The sequence below is a fragment of the Prochlorococcus marinus str. MIT 0919 genome, assembly GCF_027359375.1.
Taxonomy (GTDB): Bacteria; Cyanobacteriota; Cyanobacteriia; order PCC-6307; family Cyanobiaceae; genus Prochlorococcus_D.
This window is the reverse complement of record NZ_CP114779.1, coordinates 781566-800760: the sequence shown is the minus strand read 5'-3', so window position 1 is coordinate 800760 and position 19195 is coordinate 781566. Positions and strand designations below refer to the sequence as shown.

Genomic DNA, 19195 nt, shown 5'->3' with positions numbered 1-19195 from the left:
AGAATCTCCTTATATGTTCATTGGAATCTCCGCATATAATCATGAATCTGCTGTTGCTCTAGTAGATAGTAAGGGCACACTTGTTGATTATTATAGGGAAGAGTCATTAAGTAGAATTAAAGGAGATAAATCATTCCCTTTGCGAGCAATGAAAAGAATTATATTTCGCCATGATTTAAAGCTAAATACAATAAATTCAGTTGCTTTTTATGAAAAACCTTTAAGTGCATTTTTGCATCCTATTAAAGTCGCCTCTAATTATGTACCAAGTAGTATAGATTTCTTAGTTCATCAATTTCGTAATTTCAATAAAAGCTCCATAGCTTGCTATTTGGACATCTCGAAAGTATTGCCAGGTATAGAAAACAAGTTGATTTACCTAGACCATCATTTAGCGCATACGCTCACAGCTTTAGCCTATTCTGATATACATCAAAACATATGCTCTGTTGTTATTGATGGGTTTGGTGATAGAAGTACATCGTCAATAAGTTACGTTGAAGATTGTTTTAATATAAAAGAACTATGGTCATGTGAATATCCCTCATCACTTGGATTATTTTATTCAGCCATAACTGATTATTTAGGTTTTACGGTTAATGAGGGTGAATATAAAGTTATGGGCTTGGCAGCCTTTGGATCTACAAATAATCCCTATGCAAAGCTGATGGACGATCTCATATATTGGGATGAAATGGAGAAACAAATAAAACTTAAATTGGAATATTTTGATTTTTATAAGTCGGTTAGAAGGTCTTATAGTGACAAATTAGTTTGCTTATTAGGTGAGGCTAGGGACCCTTTTTCTAAGCTTATGCCCGGAGATTGTGGTTTTCAAAAATATGCTGACATAGCTAGAGCTACACAAGATTTAGTTGTTAATTTACTAATAAAAATTTTCAAGCATGCTCATCAAGTTACACAATCACGAAACTTTCTTTTTTCAGGGGGGGTAGCGCTCAATACAGCTGCTCTTCCTTATATTGCAAGACTATCATTTATAGACAAGATAATTATTCCCCCAAGTCCTGGTGATGCAGGAGCAGCGATAGGAGCTGCTTACTTTGCATACCTTCAATCAAACCTATCTGCGAAGACAATAATTAAACCATCTTTATACCCTTCTAATTATTCAGTTGTGGATCAAGAAGTACAATTAAGCAAAATACTAAATGAGAAATTTGAATTTCTTTCTCGGCAGCCTGAAGAATCTTTATTAATAGCGGCAGAATTAATTTCAAATGGGCAGATTGTAGGCACAATTGTATCTAATAATGAAACCGGACCTAGATCATTGGGTAACAGATCCATACTTTGCAATGGTAAAAATAGAGAAGTCGTAAATACATTAAATACTGTTATTAAAAATAGAAGTCCCTTTAGACCAACTGCGCCAGCAATGACATTGCAAACTGCAAAAAAATATTATCTAATAGATGATGCTCTTATAGAAAGTTATTTCTCTATGTCTGCAACTTGTTTCTGTAAACCAGAAAGCAATGCATTGAATTTCCCAGTAACTCATGTAGATGGCTCTGCAAGAATTCAAATTGTCCAACCAAACACACTCTTATCAGACTTGTTGCAAGAACTGGAGCCAATAGGAATTGATATACTTGCAAATTCATCTTTAAACATAAGTGGAGATCCTACTTGCTTTGATTTGATTGATGGAATTATGGTTTCTTCCCTTACTCCGTTAAATTATCTTTTGACTGACTTGGGTATCTTAAAAAAAAAGTAAATCATGGTTTTATTTAAATTTATTAAAAAACTTATTTTCTCAATTTGGAAGGAAACTTCTCCCTTGCAAGCCGCTTTGATAACTTCTTTAATGATATTTATTTTATTGATAATTATCTTTAGTGTTGTTCAGATTCTTGTCCCTTTTACTTATATAGCTATATAAGCACTTATTATTTCATAGATATTAAATCTATTTCAAATCTAGCCAAGAGCACATCCATGCGTGAGAAGTTCCAGGTGATATTCCTACAACATTTAAATATTTCTGTCTTAATTCTCTTATGTAACCATAATCAAAACAAATTCGTAGGTACCTAAGGGGTTATTTATGCAATCTAGGGAGAAATGGCGTTCAGGCCTCGGTTTTGTACTCGCAGCCGCGGGTAGTGCTGTTGGTTTAGGAAATCTTTGGGGCTTTGCTTATAGAGCTTCTGAAGGAGGCGGCATAGCTTTCTTACTTTTATATGTATTGATTGTCCTTGTTGTTTGCTTGCCTGTTCTTGTTGCAGAAATGGTTCTTGGAAGAAGTACAGCTACTAGTCCCCTATTAGCTCCATTAAAGGCTGCTGGATCACAATGGACTCCAATGGGCTGGCTTTTTGTAATAGCTCCTGTGGGCATAGGAGCCTATTACGCGGTTTTGATGGGTTGGACGGCAGATACTTTGTTGCATTCTCTTTTCTTTGGACTTCCTTCTGATATGACAGAAGCAGAAGCTTTTTTTGGTTCTATTAGTAGCGGCAGCAGCGTGTTATTAGGTCAATTGGTGAGCTTGGTTCTTACGGCAGTAGTTGTAGCGGCTGGAGTTAGAGGAGGAATTGAGCGACTTACACGTTGGTGCATACCAATTTTATTTGTTTTGTTATTGATTCTTGCTGTTTGGGCAGCAACTTTGTCTGGAACATGGGAAGGCTATAGAACTTTTCTATTTAAGTGGGATGCATCTCAATTTTTGAACCCAACAACTATTCGAAATGCTTTCACTCAGGCATTCTTTTCCTTAAGTCTTGGTATAGGAATAATGATTGCGTATGCATCATATTTAGATCGTCGAAGTCAATTGCCTAAGGAAGCAGTAAGTGTAGCGTCTTTAGATACTGCAGTTGGCCTTTTGGCAGGGATGATTACCTTCCCCATAGTTATGAGTTTTGGATTGAAGGAAGTAGTAAGTGAGTCCACTGTCGGAGCTTTATTTATATCCTTACCTACTGGTTTGGGTTCACTAGGAGTCACAGGAAGAGTTGTAGCGATACTTTTCTTTGCACTTGCTTATATTGCAGCTATCACTTCATCAATTTCTTTACTTGAAGTACCTGTTTCATCATTAATGGATCGACTTGGTTGGACTCGTTATAAGGCTGTCTTTTTCTCAACTGCGCTGTTATTTATTTTAGGAATACCTGCTGCTTTAAACCTAGACATTCTTGGTAAGATGGATAGCATTTTTGGCGGTGTTTTACTCATTTTAGGGGGTTTCTTGTTGTCTATTTTCCTTGGATGGGTAGTACCTTCTAAATTTGATGAAGATCTTGCTGGATGCAATTCCAGTATTAGTGTTCGTAGGTACTTAAAATTTATGCTTCGTTGGGTATCTCCCCCAGTTATAGCCTTTGGTTTGATTGTTAGTGTTATTGATTTGGTTAAAAATTGGACGGCATGAAATAAGTAGCTTTGTATGGTTTTTTTTGCATTTAAAACCTAAGCTAAACAGTTAGTTTAAGACCCTAAACATTAGGCTTCACTTAAGATTTATTTTTGTATATGGATAAAAAAGCTATAGAAAAATCGTCGCCTTTATATAATTATTGGCATTCTGATCAAAATGATTCTGATGAAGCAAACAGATTATTAATGGTAAATCCAGGAGACCCTGCTAAATATTTGTTTGAGAAAGAACCTTATAAGTGGGAAAATCTATATCAAGCGATTTTAAGAGAGATTGTTAGGGGGGATCTAGATTCAATAAGGGGTTTGAGGGTATTGATTAATACAATATCTCAAGTCGAGAGAGAGAAACTTATTACTTTATTGGAAAATCAAAAAATCCTCAATGATATATCTGTGAAAAAGTTAAGAACCATAGATATAGCTAATTCTGAAAAAACAAAAAAAAATATGCTTAGATTTTTGCGGATATTAGCTACAATCTTTTTGAACCCTTATCGGATACAGCAAAAGCGTCCAAGAAATCATCTTTATGAGAGAACTGGCTTTTACATATATCGTTTTCTTTCTTTATTTGGCTAGCTAAACTTTGGTTGAAATTTGCATAGCAATAGATCAGACTTGTCGTCACTATAATAGAAGCCTTCCTAGTAAGGATTTTGAAAATAAAATCTAATATCCTTGTGAAAGATTTATTTTAGTGGGTAATTTCTTTCTTTTTAGACTTTGAAATAGATCAACCTTCAGACAGTAGGAAGTAATTACTTTCAAAATCTATTGAGCTTTTCAAGGAACTATCGAATTACCAAAGTGAGTACCCCAAAAACTAAAGCTGCTGAAATGAAACCTATGCCCACCAGTACAGCAACTATCCCTGTATTGAGAAAAACCGATACAGTCGCTAATTCTTTACCTTTTTGCTCTGCCATGGCTCTTAAGAAAATTTTCCAAATAATAAAACCATTTCTTCGCATTTAGCGAGAAAAAGATTTCATTGATTCAATAATATTTGCTTTTGACCTTGGCAGCATTTCATAGGCCTCTCAATAAATGCTTGATTCGCTTCTGTAAAATTAGGCCTCAAGCTTCTTAGAATGGTTGGTATGACTCCTGCATTGCCTCCATGAGAAGAGGCTTTTGGTAACCCTAATCTCTTAGATTGGTTGAGCCTTCGAGTTGCTTTCAAAGCTTTTCAGCTTTTACTGATATTTCAATGAGAATTTCAAGAGATATGCAGGTATTTTCTTTTCAATGGATAAAATTAATCAGACACTTATTCTTTTTTTAAGATAATAGATATTGAAAAGACGCTAATAGCGTGTCAAAGGCATTAACTCAAAGAGCAGAAGAACTTCGATCGCTTGGATGGACCGATGATGGTGCAAAGCGTTATTCTGATTTACTAGATCAAAGTCAAATTAAGGAGGCTTTTTCAGAAATAGATATTGTTTTTGCCCTAGTAGCATTATTTATAATATTTTTTTGCGTAGCTGTTTATGTTAGAAACTATTATTATATACCCAATCAAAAAAGTGAAAAGCCTGTACTATTGTTTCAAGAGCCTATAGATATTCAAGAATCCATAGAAATTACAAATGTTGGCAAAAAGAATGTACCTGAAATAACTTTTCTTAAATCAACTGCAAATGTAATTACTTCTACAGCGAGTGCAATAGATAGAACGATTGATCCTATTATAAGCAACCAGGAAAACAAAAAGCCCTTTATAAGTTATTTCACAGATCAGTTTAAGGATACATCTATAGATACAAATAAATTGGCTGAGCATATACTTTTAGCTACATTGCTCACTTCCGAATCTATAGTAAAAGCCTTGAAACTTGCCTCACCATCTTTGAGATCACTTAATAGGAAAGATCCCAAACTCCTTGGCAAGGCAAAGGTTAAAGAGGCTCTCGCTGCTAAAAGTGATAACGAATTAAGAGATATCTTGGAAGGTGTAGAGGTGCTTTCTAATTGTGATAATAAGCAGTTAACTGAATTAATCTTATCTAACCCTAAAGCCTTTAAAAAAGCTTCTATTGAAGAGAGAAAAATAGAGTTATTGAGCATGAAAAATGCCGAGCTTCGAAAGCTTTTAAAAGGCGTTAATAATATATCTAGATTGAAAAAGAGCCAATTGGTTGAAAAGCTTCTTTCTATCGAATACGACCAATGAAAAAACTAGAATTCACTTTGCATAGGGATGGACAGCCCACTCCCGTTACTTAAATAAATATAAACTTGATAAACCATTAGGGTTAGGTAGTTTGATTATATATATGTAATTTCTGATGAATTTATTGCTGGAGTCTTCTAATAATAGAATAGAGCCAAGAAGTAAATATCATGTTATAAGGCATGGTTTTGCATCAGCTTATAATGAATTAAATAGTAAATTTACTTCAAAATTTCATCGGAATAAAATAGATCCTGCATCCACTTTTCAAGAGAAAAAAGTAAAGTTTTTGGTTAACTCTAAACTTTCTGATGTAACGAATAAGGATTACGTACCTAAATTTAAATTTCATGGTTTCTATAGTACTTTGTTCAAGCATTTATTTAAGGACTTTAACTATAGAATAGATTGGACTAGGAGGAGATTCTCTGGGAAGGTGGTATCAATAATTGTTGTTAATGGAGTAGTAACTGAAAAGAGATTTATAACAAAAAAAGGAGCTAAAATAACAGTGAGAAGAACTGATCTTGGCTTATTTTGCATGTTACTAGCAAGTTCATAAATGCATGCTTTTCGTAAGTCTAAATAATTATGAAAAAATATCTTATCTATATATGACTTGTTGAAAGCTTAATTTCGTATAATTATTAAAAGTATTGCAGTTATAGCTTATTTGCTATATGCCAAGGAACTAAAAATGTATACTAAAATACATTAAATTTCTTTCTAATTTGCTCCTGAAGGAGTGAAATAATTAATCTCTATACTTTAGAAGTTTATAAGAACTTATTTTTTTTCGTCTTTTTTTAGAGTCTTTTTTATTAATTTTCATGGTTTCGAAAATTAACTTTAGACAGATCTGTTTTGACACCTTTCAGCCAAATGAGTTTTATGCGTTTCTATAAGGAGGTTTTTAGCCTGAAAAGCGAAATAAATCCCAATTTAAGAGCAAAGAAAAAAAACACTATATTTACGGATGTTGAACACTGGCAGTCCAAATCGCAAAATGACTGTAATCTCTATACGTTTACACAAAAAAAGCCTTTTTAACTTATGCAAACCTATGGGAATCCAGACCCCACTTACGGGTGGTGGGTTGGTAATTCTGTAGTAACCAACAAGTCAAGTCGATTTATAGGCTCACATGTTGCGCATACAGGATTAATTGCATTTGCCGCTGGCGCAAATACTCTTTGGGAACTTGCTCGTTACAACCCTGATATCCCTATGGGACATCAAGGAATGGTAAGCATCCCTCATTTAGCATCAATTGGAATTGGTTTTGACCAAGCAGGTGCTTGGACAGGTCAAGACGTTGCTTTTATTGGCATCTTCCACTTGATTTGCTCTTTTGTTTATGGACTTGCTGGACTATTGCACTCAATAGTTTTCAGTGAAGATACTCAAAACTCTTCAGGGCTTTTCGCTGAAGGTCGCCCAGAACACCGTCAAGCTGCTAGATACAAGCTTGAATGGGATAACCCAGATAACCAAACTTTTATACTTGGGCACCATTTAATTTTCTTTGGTGTTGCATGCATATGGTTTGTTGAATGGGCCAAATGGCATGGAATTTACGATCCGGCTTTAGGAGCAGTCAGGCAGGTTGAGTACAACTTGAACTTGAATGCTATCTGGAGTCATCAATTTGACTTCTTGACCATTGATAGTCTTGAAGACGTTATGGGAGGGCATGCATTCTTGGCATTTGCTGAGATTCTTGGCGGCGCTCACCATATAGCAACAAAAATGGGTTCTGGAATTCTTGGAGAATATACAGAATTCAAGGGTAAAAATGTTTTATCAGCAGAGGCTGTTCTCTCCTGGTCTTTGGCAGGTATAGGTTGGATGGCAATTATTGCAGCATTCTGGTGCGCAACAAACACAACTGTCTATCCCGAAGCTTGGTATGGCGAACCATTAGCTATCAAATTTGGAATCTCTCCTTATTGGGTAGATACTGGAAATATGGATGGAGTTATTAGTGGCCATACTTCTAGAGCCTGGCTAACAAATGTTCACTACTATCTAGGATTCTTCTTTATTCAGGGTCACTTGTGGCATGCAATCCGTGCCTTAGGCTTTGACTTTAAGAGAGTTACTGATGCAGTTGGCAACTTAGATAACGCTAAAATTACCCTTAAAGGGTGAATTAATTTGCCGTTGCTAAGGTAAAAAGAGCCCCGCCATTTTGGCGGGGCTCTTTTTTATTATTGGACCAATATGTCTCGCTTGCTAATTATTCAACATTTGGAAAGAGAAAACGCTGGATTATTTCTTGAAGTTGCTCGAGAACGTGGAATGGATATTTGTATCTCAAGAGTTGATTTAGGTCATGAACTACCATCACCAGAAAAAGGAGATTTACTTTTGCTCTTAGGTGGACCTATGGGGATTAAAGATTTAAATAACCCTTCTTATCCATGGCTTCGAAAAGAATTAAATCTAATTAAGCAGTATTTAAATAATAATGATATTCGCATCCTTGGAGTATGTTTAGGTGCTCAATTATTAGCTTTTGCAGCAGGTGGTGATGTTGTTCCTCTGCTATCAAAAGAAACTGGATCAAAGCCTTTTCATGAGTTGGGATGGGGTCCTATTTCCCTCAGAGAATCACAAGAGAATAAAGCTTTTAATGATTTTTTAGATAAACCTTTATATGCACTTCATTGGCATGGGGACAGAATTATTTTGCCACCTTCAGCCACATTATTGGCTAGTAGTGCTATATGTACTGAGCAAGTATTTTCAATCTCGCAGAATAATTATGGCTTTCAATGTCACTTTGAGATTACCGAGGAAATGGTTAATACATGGATAGAGCAGGATAGAAATTTTATTGAAGTAGCCTTAGGTGTTCAAGGGCAAGAGATATTATATAATTCTCAAAAAATATATGGAGCAATTAGTCATCAATCGAGGCTTGGCTTTATAAGAAAAACCTTCCACTTGCTTTATCAATAAATATCTTTGAGTAATGGAAATGATAGTAATTTATAATTCCTTGATAATAACGGAACCTTGTTTATAAGAATTGCTTGGTTGCTTTAAAAGCTTCTTACCTTGAGTGCTAAAATTTAAACTTATTTATTTTTAGCATAAGGCTATTAAATTTAAACATTAGTAGTTCTGGTTAATGTTTGCTTGCCATTATGAAAACCTTGAGTAATTTCAAATTTATTAGCCGCATAAGACCCAATCAATTAGTCCCTTTTTTATTTATTTTTATAGGTTTAATAGGCGCTGCCAATCATGCTTTATGGCGTGATGAAATGCAGGGTTGGCTTGTTGCTTGGCGAAGTGACACATGGGTTGACCTTTGGAGAAACAATGCTCCTTCTGGTCACCCAATCCTTTGGTCTGCTTTGATTTATTCCATTAAAGATTTAACTGGAACTCCTTTAAGTATGCAACTTTTGCACTGGGTTTTAGGCAGTTCAGCAATATTGGTATTTTGGCGATGGAATCCTATGCCAACACTGCATAAGACTCTATTTACTTTTGGCTACTTCCCATTTTGGGAATACTTCCTTGTATCTAGGCAATATGTGCTTGCGGAGCTCCTAACCTTTATTTTTTGTAGTTCCTTCCCTTTAAGACGAAGAACTTATTTACCTGCTGCAATTTGTATAGGCCTTTTAACAAATACCCATGCTTTCTCCTGGGCAATTGCTTTTGCAATAGGTATGGCTTTATTTTTAGAATGGTGTCTTTCCCCTTATCAAAGATCTTCTTACAGAAGAAATAAATTATGGAAAGTAGATTTACTGATTAGCATTATTGTTATTTTGTTTTTAGTAGGTTTTGCTGCATTTAGCTTGTTACAAGTTAGTGACTCTGTGAATACATTAAATAGTGTGCTGGATTTGAGGCATTTATTTCGGGTTTTTGGACGAATTTTTGGAAGTTATTTTTTAGTTATACCTAATCATAATAGATGGATAGATTTAATTATTTGTGGCTTAATAACTACTTTTGTTCTAAATATAACTCTTTCCTTTTTAAGAAGATCAAAGGTCGCACTATCTTTCTTTTTATGTGGCATTTCATCTTTATTTTTATTTAATTACTTTATCTTTATTGGAGCAGGATCGCGTCATTACGGCTACTATTTTTTGATCCTGATTTCAGCTATTTGGCTTGTATTTCATGATTTAGAAGAAAATCAGATTAATACATCAAACATTATTGATTTGAATCAATCAGTTGACAAAACAAATCATTTCTTTTCTCTCTTGCTTACTTTCTCTTTGTCAATTCATTTTGTCGCGGGCATTCATAGAACCTTATATGACCTATACCTACCATATTCGGCTGGTAAGGCTACTGCGCAATATATCGAGCAGAAAGGTTGGGATCAAGCTGAAATATTTGCTAGCAGAGATGTAGAAGTGTCAACTATTGCTGGGTATTTAGATCGAGATTTATTTTATCCAGAGATACAAGGTTTAGGTAGTTATACACAATGGGATAAACGTAAGTCCCTTAGCAGAGAAGAAACTTTAGATCAACTAAAACTATATTTCGAAAAAAATTCTTCTATAAATAGAGTATTATTAGTATTGAGTAGAAGATCATCCTTTAGAGAATTACAAGAAGGGGAAGAAATGCTTGATGGATCTATTAGGGTTGTGGCTGATAAGAGTTTTGAAAGATCTTGGACTCACCCTGAAAAGTATTACCTTTATTGGGCAGAGAGGGTTAAATGATAAACCCTCTTATCTCTTCTCAATTAATCTGTGACTTTAAATGATTAATAAACTTACAAATCAAGAACATAAACCATACCAGAATGCAATCAATAAATATTTAAAAGTAAATTCATTTAAATTAGATAATTATTTACTAATTATAATTTTTATTTGTATTATATTTACTTTTGGTTGCCTTTTAAATGAAAACACACAAAGTTTTTTTGCTCATGATGAAGGCTTGTATGCAAGAAGGGCTAAATTGATTCTAGATACAGGGAACTGGTTCGCTCCCTTTGAAACTGCTCATCATAAGACTATTGGAAGTTATTGGTTAATTGCTTTGAGCATGAAAATATTTGGGGTAGGAGAGTTTGCCGCTAGGCTCCCAAGTGCTATATTTTCAATATTTTGCTCAATAATTATATATAAAATAGGTTATTTACTGTTCGACAAACGATCAGCATTTTACTCAGCAATAATATTGCAATCAATGCCATTATGGTTTCAATATAGCCATTATGCAAGCCCAGATATTTCTTTTGTTTTCTTTAATTTATTTTCCATATATATGATAGTGCGTAGTAATAGATATGTAGATAGTAAAAACTTATATAATCATTCCCTTAGCTGGTTTTTAGCAGGAGCTTCATTTTCCTTTGCTTTTGGCGTCAGAAGTTTTATGACTATATTGCCAATCGTTGCGCTTAGTCCTTATATATACTTATCACTAATTGAGCATAGAAAAAAGATATTCTATTATTTTAGTTTAGGCATCTTAATAGGATTAATTCCTGTTTTAATCAGTCTTTTTTATGCATACCAACAGTATGGGATTGAAGCTATTCTAGAGATTTTTGATTTCGCAAGAAGAAAGTCTTTGGGTGGTGGATTGTTTAAGGGCATTATATATTATCCCTTAATCCTATTTTTTTTATTATATCCCTCAAGCTTTTTAGCTTTATATGGCTTTAAGAAAATCAATATCTCTTCGCATAAAAAGTTAAAGGCAATACTTATTTTATTCCCTTTAATAATATTGATATTTCTAATGTCTTTTTCTACGGCCTTGAGTCACTATGCCATAATCATGGCTCCCTTAATTTCTCTACTAGCAGGCTTTTCAATTAATTCTTTAATCTCTTCTAATAATCCTATAGAAAGCAAGCGCTTTAGACTTTTGACAGCTTTTGTCTTGTTCTCCTTTGGACTAATAGTGCTATCTATATGCTTATTAACTATTTTTTCAATAATACCTTATGAATTATACTATCCAAAGCAAATATACATGGCAGTAATTATTTTAGGTGTCGCTAATATTATTTCTTCAATAGTTATTATCCTCGATAGAGATTTCAAAAAGTATTTCTTGTTATCTATTGCTTTTATTCTATCACTGCAAACCTTATCATTAAGTATTTTATATTCATTTGGTTTTATTGGAAACCCTAATCAAGCAATAAAAAAGTTCACAAAAATTCCACAAGTTGAAAAAATATTACAAACTGAAGTGGTGTATATTTTAGGCGCTGATAGTAATACTAAAGCACGAACTTTGCTCGAGTTTTATCTTCCTAATTATTTTCATTACGACCCAGCTGTTCATCAATTGAGAGATAATTCTTATTTAATGATTCAAAATAGATTCTTGCCAGGTATTAAGCAATCTAATAAATGGAGAGTGGAAAAAATAGCAAGCTACCTTGATTTTTCGTTTGTTAGAATATTAAGAAACTGAATTAATCTTAGCTTCATATGCCATAGTATACTAATGAACTTTACTTAGATTCTTTTGTAAAGCTATCGTCCTTAGTACAATAAAATATAGCCCACTCATCTTTAGAATCCTTTTTTGAGCAACTTTTGTCTTTTATTTCATATGTGTTAGCCATAGTTTTTACTAGATACCAATTATTCCCTTCAGATGATACGTAACTTCTGATTTTTCGATTTGAATACCAATTTAGACTTGGCCTCTCAAAACTTCCTTTAATTATTATATTAGTGGGATCATTTTTTATAACCATTTCTGCTATTGGCTTTACTGACCAATTCTCATTTAATTCCCAAATCCAATTTGGTGAGCCCATTAAAATGAATAAACTTATAAAATTACCTATTATCAAACAGCTAATACCCAATATCCTTAACTTAAATGTTTCTTTCTTTATGAAGAATCCACCACTAATCCATCCAGAACCAACAAATAGACTAATTATTCTATAATCATCGTATCCTTTTATATATCCAAAGCTACTTAGTAGGCCCAAGCAAAATAATATCGATCCAATCAATATCCATGCATTAGGAACAAATTTAAGCCATTTATCTAATCCAAACCCTTTGAATTTATTTTCTGTCAGTCTTGTCAGTGCCGGAGCGCAAATTAATGCGAAGGGAAGCCACATCGGATGAACGTACCATGGCAGCTGCGTTCTTAGAGAGAATATGGAAATTCCCATAATAAAAGACAAGCTTAATACCCACTTTCCCCACTTGGTATCTCTCTCCTTCCACGCCATGACTAGCCCAAAAGGTAATAGCAATATCCATGGCCAACCCCCTTCTGCTATTTCTATTAAAGGGACTAGAAAGCCAAGGTCACTTCCAATACCTTCCTCAAATAAAACTCTTTTTGCCCCATTATGAAACCAAAGAATTAAGGCACCTTCACCTGTATTTATACCGTTCCATATATGCCAAGCTATACCTGGAATTAATCCTATTAAATACCATTTAATCCATATAAATTTCACTCTTTTGTTGTCTCTAAACATAGCTATAAGTGCTGCTATAGCTGTTGGGATGAGTAAGGGTGCTTTTAAAAGCAGCATAAAACTACTGATGAGGCCAGCACTTAAAATTTTAAAAAGATCTTTTTTAGAATTGTCAATTGATATCAGTAAAAGCCAAAATACTGATATTGCTGTTAATTGTGTGCCATCAAGCATAGCCAATCGTCCATGCCTAATTATAGGAAGAAGAGTTAATAAAATAGAGCTTGTAATTAATGCTGATGACTTTTCATTGGGTCTTAATTTCCACTGAATTAGCCCACCAATTGGGATCACAATAGATGATATAAAAGCAGGAACGATTCTGATTATTAATTCGGAAGGTAAAATATTTGTTTCTGAAAAGGCATTTATTTTGATCATCCACGCAATTAACCAGTGAAGTCCTGGTGGCTTGTTAAGATAATTATTACCCCAAAGACTAGGTAGTAATTGATCTAACCCATCTTTTTGGCTAATTTCATAGGCTACTCTTGCGACTGTAGCTTCATCAAAATCTCGAAGTGCTACATCGCCTAAACCGTGATAAAAAAGAATAAAGGAAAAAATCCATAAAATTATTAAACCTATTAATGGAGACTTTTTAAAAGATAAACTTTTATGAATCATAGAGCTATTGCTTTTTAACTATTTTTATATACCTACTTGACCATTAAAGCAATTCTTGATTCCAAAAATCTTGTTATCTTTATATGATATTTGAATTCCTGTAAGTATGCTTGTCTGATCATTTTAAATTGTATAGGTTCAATTTTATCATTATAGTGGTACTTATCCCTTCTTAAGTATATTCTTTGTAGACCTTCACTGCTTTATCTTTGTAACCAATAATAATTCCATTAGTCAAAACTCTAACTCTATGCCAAAGTTAGTACAGTTAAGTCATTATCCCTTGGGCTCAGTATTAGCTAATTTAAACCCCTTTGCAGCTCTTGAGAAAAAAAAGATAAGAACTCCGTGGGGCAATCTAAAACCTAAGGTTGACCTCTTCCCTGTAATTTATTTGATTATTATTTATGGTTTCATTTATATTTTGCCTTACGGTAAATATGTCGTTGGCATGAGTTGGTTTGATTGGTTGCGTAGCGAGGATGGTCCGTTAGAGAATATGCAGTTCTTATTTTATTTACTTGCTTCTATTTTTGCTTTCTTAACTGCAAGAAAAAAGTTACGGGATGGTATCAACTTGAACTCTGTAATGTGGCTTCTATTGGCACTTTTGTGTCTTTTTATTGCTGGGGAAGAAATAAGTTGGGGTGAAAGAATTACAGGTTTTGGTTCTCAGGCATTACGCGATATTAATAGTCAAGGGGAATCAAATATTCATAATTTACCATTCTTCCATCATATTCTACTTGACCCTTCATTTGAAATCTCATGTATATTATTTGGATGGATTGGCTGGCACTTTTGGCCAAAATTAGACTTTCTACCAAAGAAAAGATATAGTTTGTATTTTCTTTTCGTAGCATTATTCTTTTTCTATTTTGACATTTCATACTCATCTACTATTAAGCAAATAAGAAATGATCAAGAAATCTTTGAATTTTTAATGTCTTTAGGGTTACTGCTTCACTGTTGGAGTAGTGCAATTGCTAGGCATAAAAATAGGAAACTTGATAAAAAACGAAAAACACTTAAATTAATTAGATAGCATCCGAATAATCGAATAGTTGTTGCTTATCATTTATACTTATATTGTAATCCACTGCTTGCCTTGCAAAACTTAAAATGTTTACTAGTTCTTTTGTCGCTTACTTGCATTATTTAAGTATTATTTTGTGTACGGGAGCTTTGTTATTTGAACGTCTTAAATTAAAAGAATCTCCTGATAGGTCACTTGCTATATCAATGGTTGTCGCAGATGTTATTTATGGTTTAGCAGGGATAGCATTATTAGTTACAGGTATTCTAAGAGTTATGTATTTTGGGCAAGGCTCTGAATTCTATACTCATAACCCAATATTTTGGATAAAGGTTAGTTTGTATATTGGAGTTGGCTTGCTATCCCTTTATCCAACAATCACTTATGTCCTTTGGGCGATCCCTCTAAGTAAAAATAAATTACCTGAAGTTAATTATGATTTAGTTTCTAGACTTCGGCTGATTATCAATATTGAACTTATTGGTTTTTGTATAATACCTTTATTTGCCACTTTAATGTCTAGAGGTATTGGATTATAATTCCCTAACTTCCTTTATTATTACTTTTTCATTTAAAGAAATTACTTCCAAAACTTACTCGAATCCATATTTGTGATATTTGTTTTGATTAGCTTGCGAATTTCTCTATTAGGTTTAATTTTAAGTTAGCTAAGCTATAAATTTGTACATTCATCAATTAAGTCTAACCAACCAAAGGATTAGGAATGCTTTACAGCAATACGATTCTAATACTGTTGCTCAAACAGTTCTTTTATTAGTTCATGGAGATCAAAAAAAGGCTGATCAATTGGCAACTTGGTTTAGGAATGTGGCTGAAAAATGTAAGGAAGGTGTAGATATTAATGCAGATATTGCAATAATGAGAATGTGGCAGATTGGCAATGCAGATATTAAAGATCTAGATGAGGAAGGAAGCCCCATCTTTGTTTTAACATATTCAGGTTCTCAAATAGTCAAACAAGTGCCAAAGGAAAAGTTATTTCAAGCATTACTTTTTGATTCCGAGGTGAAATCTGCATAATGTCTGTACAATATTTAGAAGATTATCAAAGGTATAAAGAGGATAATGACGATGATGAATTATTTTATACTTACCCTCGCTTTGTTAATCATTTAGATGATAGCTTTAGAAAGAGACTCACACAATTATATAGAGATAAGATTAACGTTGACAATGTCGTATTAGATTTGATGAGTAGTTGGACTTCTCATTTGCCAGAGGAAATAATTTATCAAAGAGTTGTAGGGCATGGACTTAACTTACAAGAACTTCAAAGAAATAATAGATTAGATAGTTTTTGGACGCAAAATTTTAATGTTAATCAAATACTTCCCTTAGAAGACAATTCTATAGATACTTGTTTAATGGTTGCAGCTTGGCAGTACCTTCAATACCCTGAAGAATTATCCTTTGAATTGAGGAGGGTGATTAAAGAAGGTGGACAATTAATAGTCTCTTTTAGTAATAGAGCTTTCTGGGTTAAATCTCCACAAGTATGGGTCACATCCTCTGATTCTGAGCGTATTAATTATGTTCGTCAGGTATTAGAAAGACAAGGTTGGCATAGCTTTGAAACTATATCTGAAAGAACTTCTAAAAAGTCTTTTTTACCTTTCAAATCTTTGGAGGGCGATCCCTTCTTTTCAGTTTTAGCTATTAATTGAGCTTTGCTTTAATTTAATAGTTTTGTTTGTCTCGATAGAGATCGAGACTTGATCTGCTGAACCTTAGGTGCTACATGCAAACACTTACATTCAGAAGCGAATATTACACTTCTGAAAAGAATATCAAAATGTCTTGCACTCTGGAGATTTATTTGTTTTATTCAGATTAACTTTGTAGAACAATGAACCAGACTTTAGAAACCTTTGATTATTTCATCGATGATTTACTTTTAAGTAATAGAACGATAAGTACTCTTGAATTAGATCTCTTAGTCACAGGAGTTATCAAGGACAAGGAAGATTTTTATTTAGAGCATATTTAGTATGAAAATACGTAATTCAGACCTTTTCAATTTGGCAAATGAAAATCTGCTAGGAGGAGCAGCTATGTCCATAGCAGACTTGGTTAAAATACAATCGCAAGAAATTCAGTGGTCATCACTTGGAAACAAAAAAGATCTATTCGATGAAAAAGAGTTTTCAGCATAATTTAAGAACTAACCTTGCCGGTGAGTTAATCACACTTTCAATTATTGATTCCGACATCGTTGTCTTTGTCAAAAATAAACTTTAGAATTAAAATAGTTAAACCTAAACAGAAAGTTATTAGATTAAATAGAATTACTGGCATAGAATGTATTTCCCATCCATATATCTCCCAAAGAACTATTCCAATTATAAATAGTATAAACATTAGGTAAGAAATATCTTTGGCAGACTTTGAATTCCATACCTTTAGCAATTGGGGAACAAATGCAGCTGTTGTGAGGGATCCTGCGATCAACCCTAGAATGTCAATAGAGCTTGGTATCTGCATAAGAACAACCTAGGTCTCCTATAAAAATGCCTTGTTGCCAATATAAAGTAACATGATGAGCCCATGAAATACGATCCACTGATTTGGCAGATTTTCACTCTTTACTACTTCAGCTCCTAGTAATATCAAGCCATTTGGCTTGATGTATTTTTTTTTGAGTGACTTGGATTAATTTCATAGAAGCCTTTTAGAGTACAGGCTTTCTTCAAATCGGCCTAATTAGAAAAATTAGTTGCCTTATCTCTAAACTATTTTTACTTTATTACTAACTAAATAGCATTTTACTTTTGGTTATTTGAGTACTTGAATATTGCTAAAAGCTTTATTAGTAAACCATTTCAGATGTGACTGGGAAGCTAAACTTTGCTCTCCCATTTAAATCTTTTAATTCTATGGCAACTGATAAACCTAATATTTTTTTTCTCTCAGAATCCAATATCTTTGCAATACAATCAACTGTACCTCCCGTAGCAAGTATATCGTCTACAATTACAAAATTTTGGAAATGTTTAATTGATTCCCTTTGGATACAAAGCTTATTCTCACCATATTCAAGCTTATAAGACTTGCAAATTATTTCACCAGGCAATTTCCCGTACTTCCTTGCCATAACAATGGGTTTGCCCGTTTTTATTGATATACTCGATCCTAATATAAAACCTCTTGCATCTACTATTATTATTGCATCAGCCATTTTAAAAGTTTTTGATCTAGCCATATTATCTATCAGACTGGAGAATGCTAAATAATCCTCTAGAATTGGTGAGATATCCCTAAATAATATCCCCTTCTCAGGAAAATCTTTATAAGTATTGACCTTACTTTTAAAATTTATTTTACCCATTAAGCTTGTATTGAAGTGCTAATGATAATTATAGTTTAATTCTTTCTTGATAACATTTTTTCCAGCTCGAGAGCGAAGAGACTGCTCCAGAATGTAAATAGATTATTAAAATAGGCTATAGTAATTATTACTTAGGTACTTTATATCTGGTAACTAAAAATGCTGAACTGAGAAGATCTATGCTAAAAATGAACTTCCTGAGAAAGTATCATTTTATGTCTGCCAATCGAGAACATGTAACTCTAATAGACGATATGGACTCAATAGATTCTTATTTTGAGTGCATTACTGCCTGTAGTCTCGGTGATGAAGGTGTTGAATGTGTAACTCAGTGTCTAGAAGTCCATCTTAAATCTGAAGTCGATTGAACTTTAAGGAATCCAGTTTGGGAAGTCATATAAGCGATATATTTCTAGTTATAAGAGATATCAATGAGTTTGATTGATCTAATCTTTTTTATTACTCACATCTTCCTTCCTTCCTTTCAAGTAATTGCTAATAAGAGCAGAGGCCGCGCCAAAAGCCCAGGAACCAATTAGAATTGCTATTACCACCAGAGCTATTGAAAAGGCCGATACCCCCGCATCGTTGGGGCCATAGTGAATTGCTGGGTCGAAAGGGTCCATTTTAAGGGTTTCAAAGTGAGAGTTGAAACTATTGCTTGATCTCTAAATTCTTACGATAAGGCGAGCGATTCTTTCTTTTCTGATGTCATTCTTTAAAGTAGACAGCGTTTTTAAATAGGAGAAAGCAATATGGAAGATTCATAGAGCAAAGTTTTTATAAGAAACCACTAATTATTTTCTTTAGCTTAATAAGCAGATAAGTTGCCTAACGACTTGCTCTAGTTGTTTGCGATTGAGGCAGGATCAAAATTCTGAACTATTTTTGCTTGCTTGAGATATCTTTTCCTCTGTCCACTTCCTTCTACTTCAACATGCCAGCCGCACGCCAGTCTATGGTCTTTTTCGTCAAAGCTATTCTGGTCAGAAAGCCTTTTGCTTAACTTTTTCTTTGGATTCGTCATAACACTTTTTACCTAGTTTTCAAGATTTTGTCAAATTTGCTGCTTTGAAAACGAGTGAATTCTTTTAATTAGGGGTATGTATGCAATACGGTTTAAAGTTA

The 19195-nt window shown here is 33.7% G+C and carries 22 protein-coding genes; 16 read left to right on the top strand and 6 right to left on the bottom strand.

The genetic code is table 11. The annotated features are described in order from the left end of the window. Positions 1-13: 13 nt before the first annotated feature. From O5635_RS04450 to O5635_RS04440, 3 genes are all read left to right on the top strand, one after another. Positions 14-1744, top strand: a complete 1731-nt coding sequence (locus tag O5635_RS04450; RefSeq protein ID WP_036902174.1) for a carbamoyltransferase N-terminal domain-containing protein — start codon at positions 14-16, stop codon at positions 1742-1744. Between the two features lie 330 nt (positions 1745-2074). Then, positions 2075-3406 carry a sodium-dependent transporter gene (locus tag O5635_RS04445; RefSeq protein WP_036902177.1) on the top strand — a complete coding sequence of 444 codons (1332 nt, stop codon included), beginning with the start codon at positions 2075-2077 and terminating at the stop codon, positions 3404-3406. A 101-nt stretch (positions 3407-3507) separates the two neighbouring features. Then, positions 3508-3993 (top strand): hypothetical protein, encoded by a 486-nt coding sequence (locus O5635_RS04440; protein ID WP_036902180.1) that lies wholly within the window; start codon positions 3508-3510, stop codon positions 3991-3993. Between the two features lie 212 nt (positions 3994-4205). On the opposite strand, the gene O5635_RS04435 is transcribed toward O5635_RS04440, so the two are convergent. Beyond that, positions 4206-4340, bottom strand: coding sequence for a hypothetical protein (locus O5635_RS04435; RefSeq protein ID WP_269608079.1), 135 nt, complete (start codon positions 4338-4340; stop codon positions 4206-4208). Positions 4341-4729: 389 nt separating this feature from the next. On the opposite strand from O5635_RS04435, the gene O5635_RS04430 reads away from it, so the two are divergent. The 6 genes from O5635_RS04430 to O5635_RS04405 all read left to right on the top strand — a co-directional run bounded on the left by O5635_RS04430 (position 4730) and on the right by O5635_RS04405 (position 12019). Then, a complete protein-coding gene (locus tag O5635_RS04430) occupies positions 4730-5590 on the top strand; it encodes a hypothetical protein (protein WP_036902187.1) in 861 nt (286 codons plus the stop codon). A 115-nt stretch (positions 5591-5705) separates the two neighbouring features. Beyond that, positions 5706-6152, top strand: a complete 447-nt coding sequence (locus O5635_RS04425; protein WP_036902190.1) for a hypothetical protein — start codon at positions 5706-5708, stop codon at positions 6150-6152. A gap of 491 nt (positions 6153-6643) precedes the next feature. Next, positions 6644-7741 (top strand): chlorophyll a/b binding light-harvesting protein, encoded by a 1098-nt coding sequence (locus O5635_RS04420; RefSeq protein ID WP_036902192.1) that lies wholly within the window; start codon positions 6644-6646, stop codon positions 7739-7741. 72 nt (positions 7742-7813) lie between these two features. Beyond that, positions 7814-8554, top strand: coding sequence for a type 1 glutamine amidotransferase (locus tag O5635_RS04415; RefSeq protein WP_036902194.1), 741 nt, complete (start codon positions 7814-7816; stop codon positions 8552-8554). A 188-nt stretch (positions 8555-8742) separates the two neighbouring features. Then, on the top strand, positions 8743-10299 hold the full coding sequence (locus O5635_RS04410) for a hypothetical protein (protein ID WP_036902196.1): 1557 nt from the start codon (positions 8743-8745) through the stop codon (positions 10297-10299). 40 nt (positions 10300-10339) lie between these two features. Continuing rightward, positions 10340-12019: an ArnT family glycosyltransferase gene (locus O5635_RS04405; RefSeq protein ID WP_036902199.1), complete on the top strand. Its 1680-nt coding sequence runs from the start codon at positions 10340-10342 to the stop codon at positions 12017-12019. Positions 12020-12059: 40 nt separating this feature from the next. Here O5635_RS04405 and O5635_RS04400 read toward each other — a convergent pair whose 3' ends face one another. Beyond that, positions 12060-13685 carry a 4-amino-4-deoxy-L-arabinose transferase gene (locus O5635_RS04400; RefSeq protein ID WP_052042887.1) on the bottom strand — a complete coding sequence of 542 codons (1626 nt, stop codon included), beginning with the start codon at positions 13683-13685 and terminating at the stop codon, positions 12060-12062. A 250-nt stretch (positions 13686-13935) separates the two neighbouring features. Here O5635_RS04400 and O5635_RS04395 point away from each other — a divergent pair, with 250 nt between their 5' ends. The 6 genes from O5635_RS04395 (at position 13936) to O5635_RS04370 (ending at position 16895) form a co-directional block, all read left to right on the top strand. Beyond that, positions 13936-14730 carry a pectate lyase gene (locus tag O5635_RS04395; RefSeq protein WP_241462951.1) on the top strand — a complete coding sequence of 265 codons (795 nt, stop codon included), beginning with the start codon at positions 13936-13938 and terminating at the stop codon, positions 14728-14730. A 77-nt stretch (positions 14731-14807) separates the two neighbouring features. Then, entirely contained in the window at positions 14808-15260 is a 453-nt protein-coding gene (locus O5635_RS04390; protein WP_036902202.1) for a DUF2214 family protein, read from the top strand. A 142-nt stretch (positions 15261-15402) separates the two neighbouring features. Then, positions 15403-15762 (top strand): hypothetical protein, encoded by a 360-nt coding sequence (locus O5635_RS04385; RefSeq protein ID WP_036902204.1) that lies wholly within the window; start codon positions 15403-15405, stop codon positions 15760-15762. Next, the gene (locus O5635_RS04380; RefSeq protein WP_036902206.1) at positions 15762-16406 is read left to right on the top strand and encodes a class I SAM-dependent methyltransferase; all 645 of its coding nucleotides are present in this window, start codon (positions 15762-15764) and stop codon (positions 16404-16406) included. Before O5635_RS04385 ends, O5635_RS04380 begins: the two co-directional genes overlap by 1 nt. Positions 16407-16588: 182 nt before the next feature. Then, positions 16589-16729, top strand: a complete 141-nt coding sequence (locus O5635_RS04375) for a hypothetical protein (RefSeq protein WP_193742017.1) — start codon at positions 16589-16591, stop codon at positions 16727-16729. Between the two features lies 1 nt (position 16730). After that, positions 16731-16895: a hypothetical protein gene (locus tag O5635_RS04370; RefSeq protein ID WP_193742018.1), complete on the top strand. Its 165-nt coding sequence runs from the start codon at positions 16731-16733 to the stop codon at positions 16893-16895. Between the two features lie 37 nt (positions 16896-16932). On the opposite strand, the gene O5635_RS04365 is transcribed toward O5635_RS04370, so the two are convergent. Together O5635_RS04365 and O5635_RS04360 are read right to left on the bottom strand one after the other, a co-directional pair. Continuing rightward, a complete protein-coding gene (locus O5635_RS04365) occupies positions 16933-17223 on the bottom strand; it encodes a SemiSWEET family sugar transporter (protein ID WP_036902207.1) in 291 nt (96 codons plus the stop codon). 325 nt (positions 17224-17548) lie between these two features. Further along, positions 17549-18067 carry an adenine phosphoribosyltransferase gene (locus O5635_RS04360; RefSeq protein WP_036902210.1) on the bottom strand — a complete coding sequence of 173 codons (519 nt, stop codon included), beginning with the start codon at positions 18065-18067 and terminating at the stop codon, positions 17549-17551. Positions 18068-18282: 215 nt separating this feature from the next. Between O5635_RS04360 and O5635_RS04355 the strand changes: the two genes are divergently transcribed. Continuing rightward, positions 18283-18435 carry a hypothetical protein gene (locus tag O5635_RS04355; protein ID WP_193742019.1) on the top strand — a complete coding sequence of 51 codons (153 nt, stop codon included), beginning with the start codon at positions 18283-18285 and terminating at the stop codon, positions 18433-18435. Positions 18436-18513: 78 nt separating this feature from the next. Here O5635_RS04355 and O5635_RS04350 read toward each other — a convergent pair whose 3' ends face one another. Together O5635_RS04350 and O5635_RS04345 are read right to left on the bottom strand one after the other, a co-directional pair. After that, positions 18514-18693, bottom strand: a complete 180-nt coding sequence (locus tag O5635_RS04350; RefSeq protein ID WP_036902213.1) for a hypothetical protein — start codon at positions 18691-18693, stop codon at positions 18514-18516. Positions 18694-18911: 218 nt separating this feature from the next. Then, the gene (locus O5635_RS04345; RefSeq protein WP_036902215.1) at positions 18912-19094 is read right to left on the bottom strand and encodes a hypothetical protein; all 183 of its coding nucleotides are present in this window, start codon (positions 19092-19094) and stop codon (positions 18912-18914) included. Positions 19095-19195: the final 101 nt, after the last annotated feature.

Bases quoted from the DNA above. Each gene is read 5' to 3' on its own strand.
- O5635_RS04450 (WP_036902174.1), top strand. From the start codon at position 14: ATGTTCATTGGAATCTCCGCATATAATCATGAATCTGCTGTTGCTCTA.
- O5635_RS04445 (WP_036902177.1), top strand. From the start codon at position 2,075: ATGCAATCTAGGGAGAAATGGCGTTCAGGCCTCGGTTTTGTACTCGCA.
- O5635_RS04440 (WP_036902180.1), top strand. From the start codon at position 3,508: ATGGATAAAAAAGCTATAGAAAAATCGTCGCCTTTATATAATTATTGG.
- O5635_RS04435 (WP_269608079.1), bottom strand. From the start codon at position 4,340: ATGGCAGAGCAAAAAGGTAAAGAATTAGCGACTGTATCGGTTTTTCTC.
- O5635_RS04425 (WP_036902190.1), top strand. From the start codon at position 5,706: ATGAATTTATTGCTGGAGTCTTCTAATAATAGAATAGAGCCAAGAAGT.
- O5635_RS04420 (WP_036902192.1), top strand. From the start codon at position 6,644: ATGCAAACCTATGGGAATCCAGACCCCACTTACGGGTGGTGGGTTGGT.
- O5635_RS04415 (WP_036902194.1), top strand. From the start codon at position 7,814: ATGTCTCGCTTGCTAATTATTCAACATTTGGAAAGAGAAAACGCTGGA.
- O5635_RS04410 (WP_036902196.1), top strand. From the start codon at position 8,743: ATGAAAACCTTGAGTAATTTCAAATTTATTAGCCGCATAAGACCCAAT.
- O5635_RS04405 (WP_036902199.1), top strand. From the start codon at position 10,340: ATGATTAATAAACTTACAAATCAAGAACATAAACCATACCAGAATGCA.
- O5635_RS04400 (WP_052042887.1), bottom strand. From the start codon at position 13,685: ATGATTCATAAAAGTTTATCTTTTAAAAAGTCTCCATTAATAGGTTTA.
- O5635_RS04395 (WP_241462951.1), top strand. From the start codon at position 13,936: ATGCCAAAGTTAGTACAGTTAAGTCATTATCCCTTGGGCTCAGTATTA.
- O5635_RS04390 (WP_036902202.1), top strand. From the start codon at position 14,808: ATGTTTACTAGTTCTTTTGTCGCTTACTTGCATTATTTAAGTATTATT.
- O5635_RS04380 (WP_036902206.1), top strand. From the start codon at position 15,762: ATGTCTGTACAATATTTAGAAGATTATCAAAGGTATAAAGAGGATAAT.
- O5635_RS04375 (WP_193742017.1), top strand. From the start codon at position 16,589: ATGAACCAGACTTTAGAAACCTTTGATTATTTCATCGATGATTTACTT.
- O5635_RS04370 (WP_193742018.1), top strand. From the start codon at position 16,731: ATGAAAATACGTAATTCAGACCTTTTCAATTTGGCAAATGAAAATCTG.
- O5635_RS04365 (WP_036902207.1), bottom strand. From the start codon at position 17,223: ATGCAGATACCAAGCTCTATTGACATTCTAGGGTTGATCGCAGGATCC.
- O5635_RS04360 (WP_036902210.1), bottom strand. From the start codon at position 18,067: ATGGGTAAAATAAATTTTAAAAGTAAGGTCAATACTTATAAAGATTTT.
- O5635_RS04355 (WP_193742019.1), top strand. From the start codon at position 18,283: ATGTCTGCCAATCGAGAACATGTAACTCTAATAGACGATATGGACTCA.
- O5635_RS04350 (WP_036902213.1), bottom strand. From the start codon at position 18,693: ATGGACCCTTTCGACCCAGCAATTCACTATGGCCCCAACGATGCGGGG.
- O5635_RS04345 (WP_036902215.1), bottom strand. From the start codon at position 19,094: ATGACGAATCCAAAGAAAAAGTTAAGCAAAAGGCTTTCTGACCAGAAT.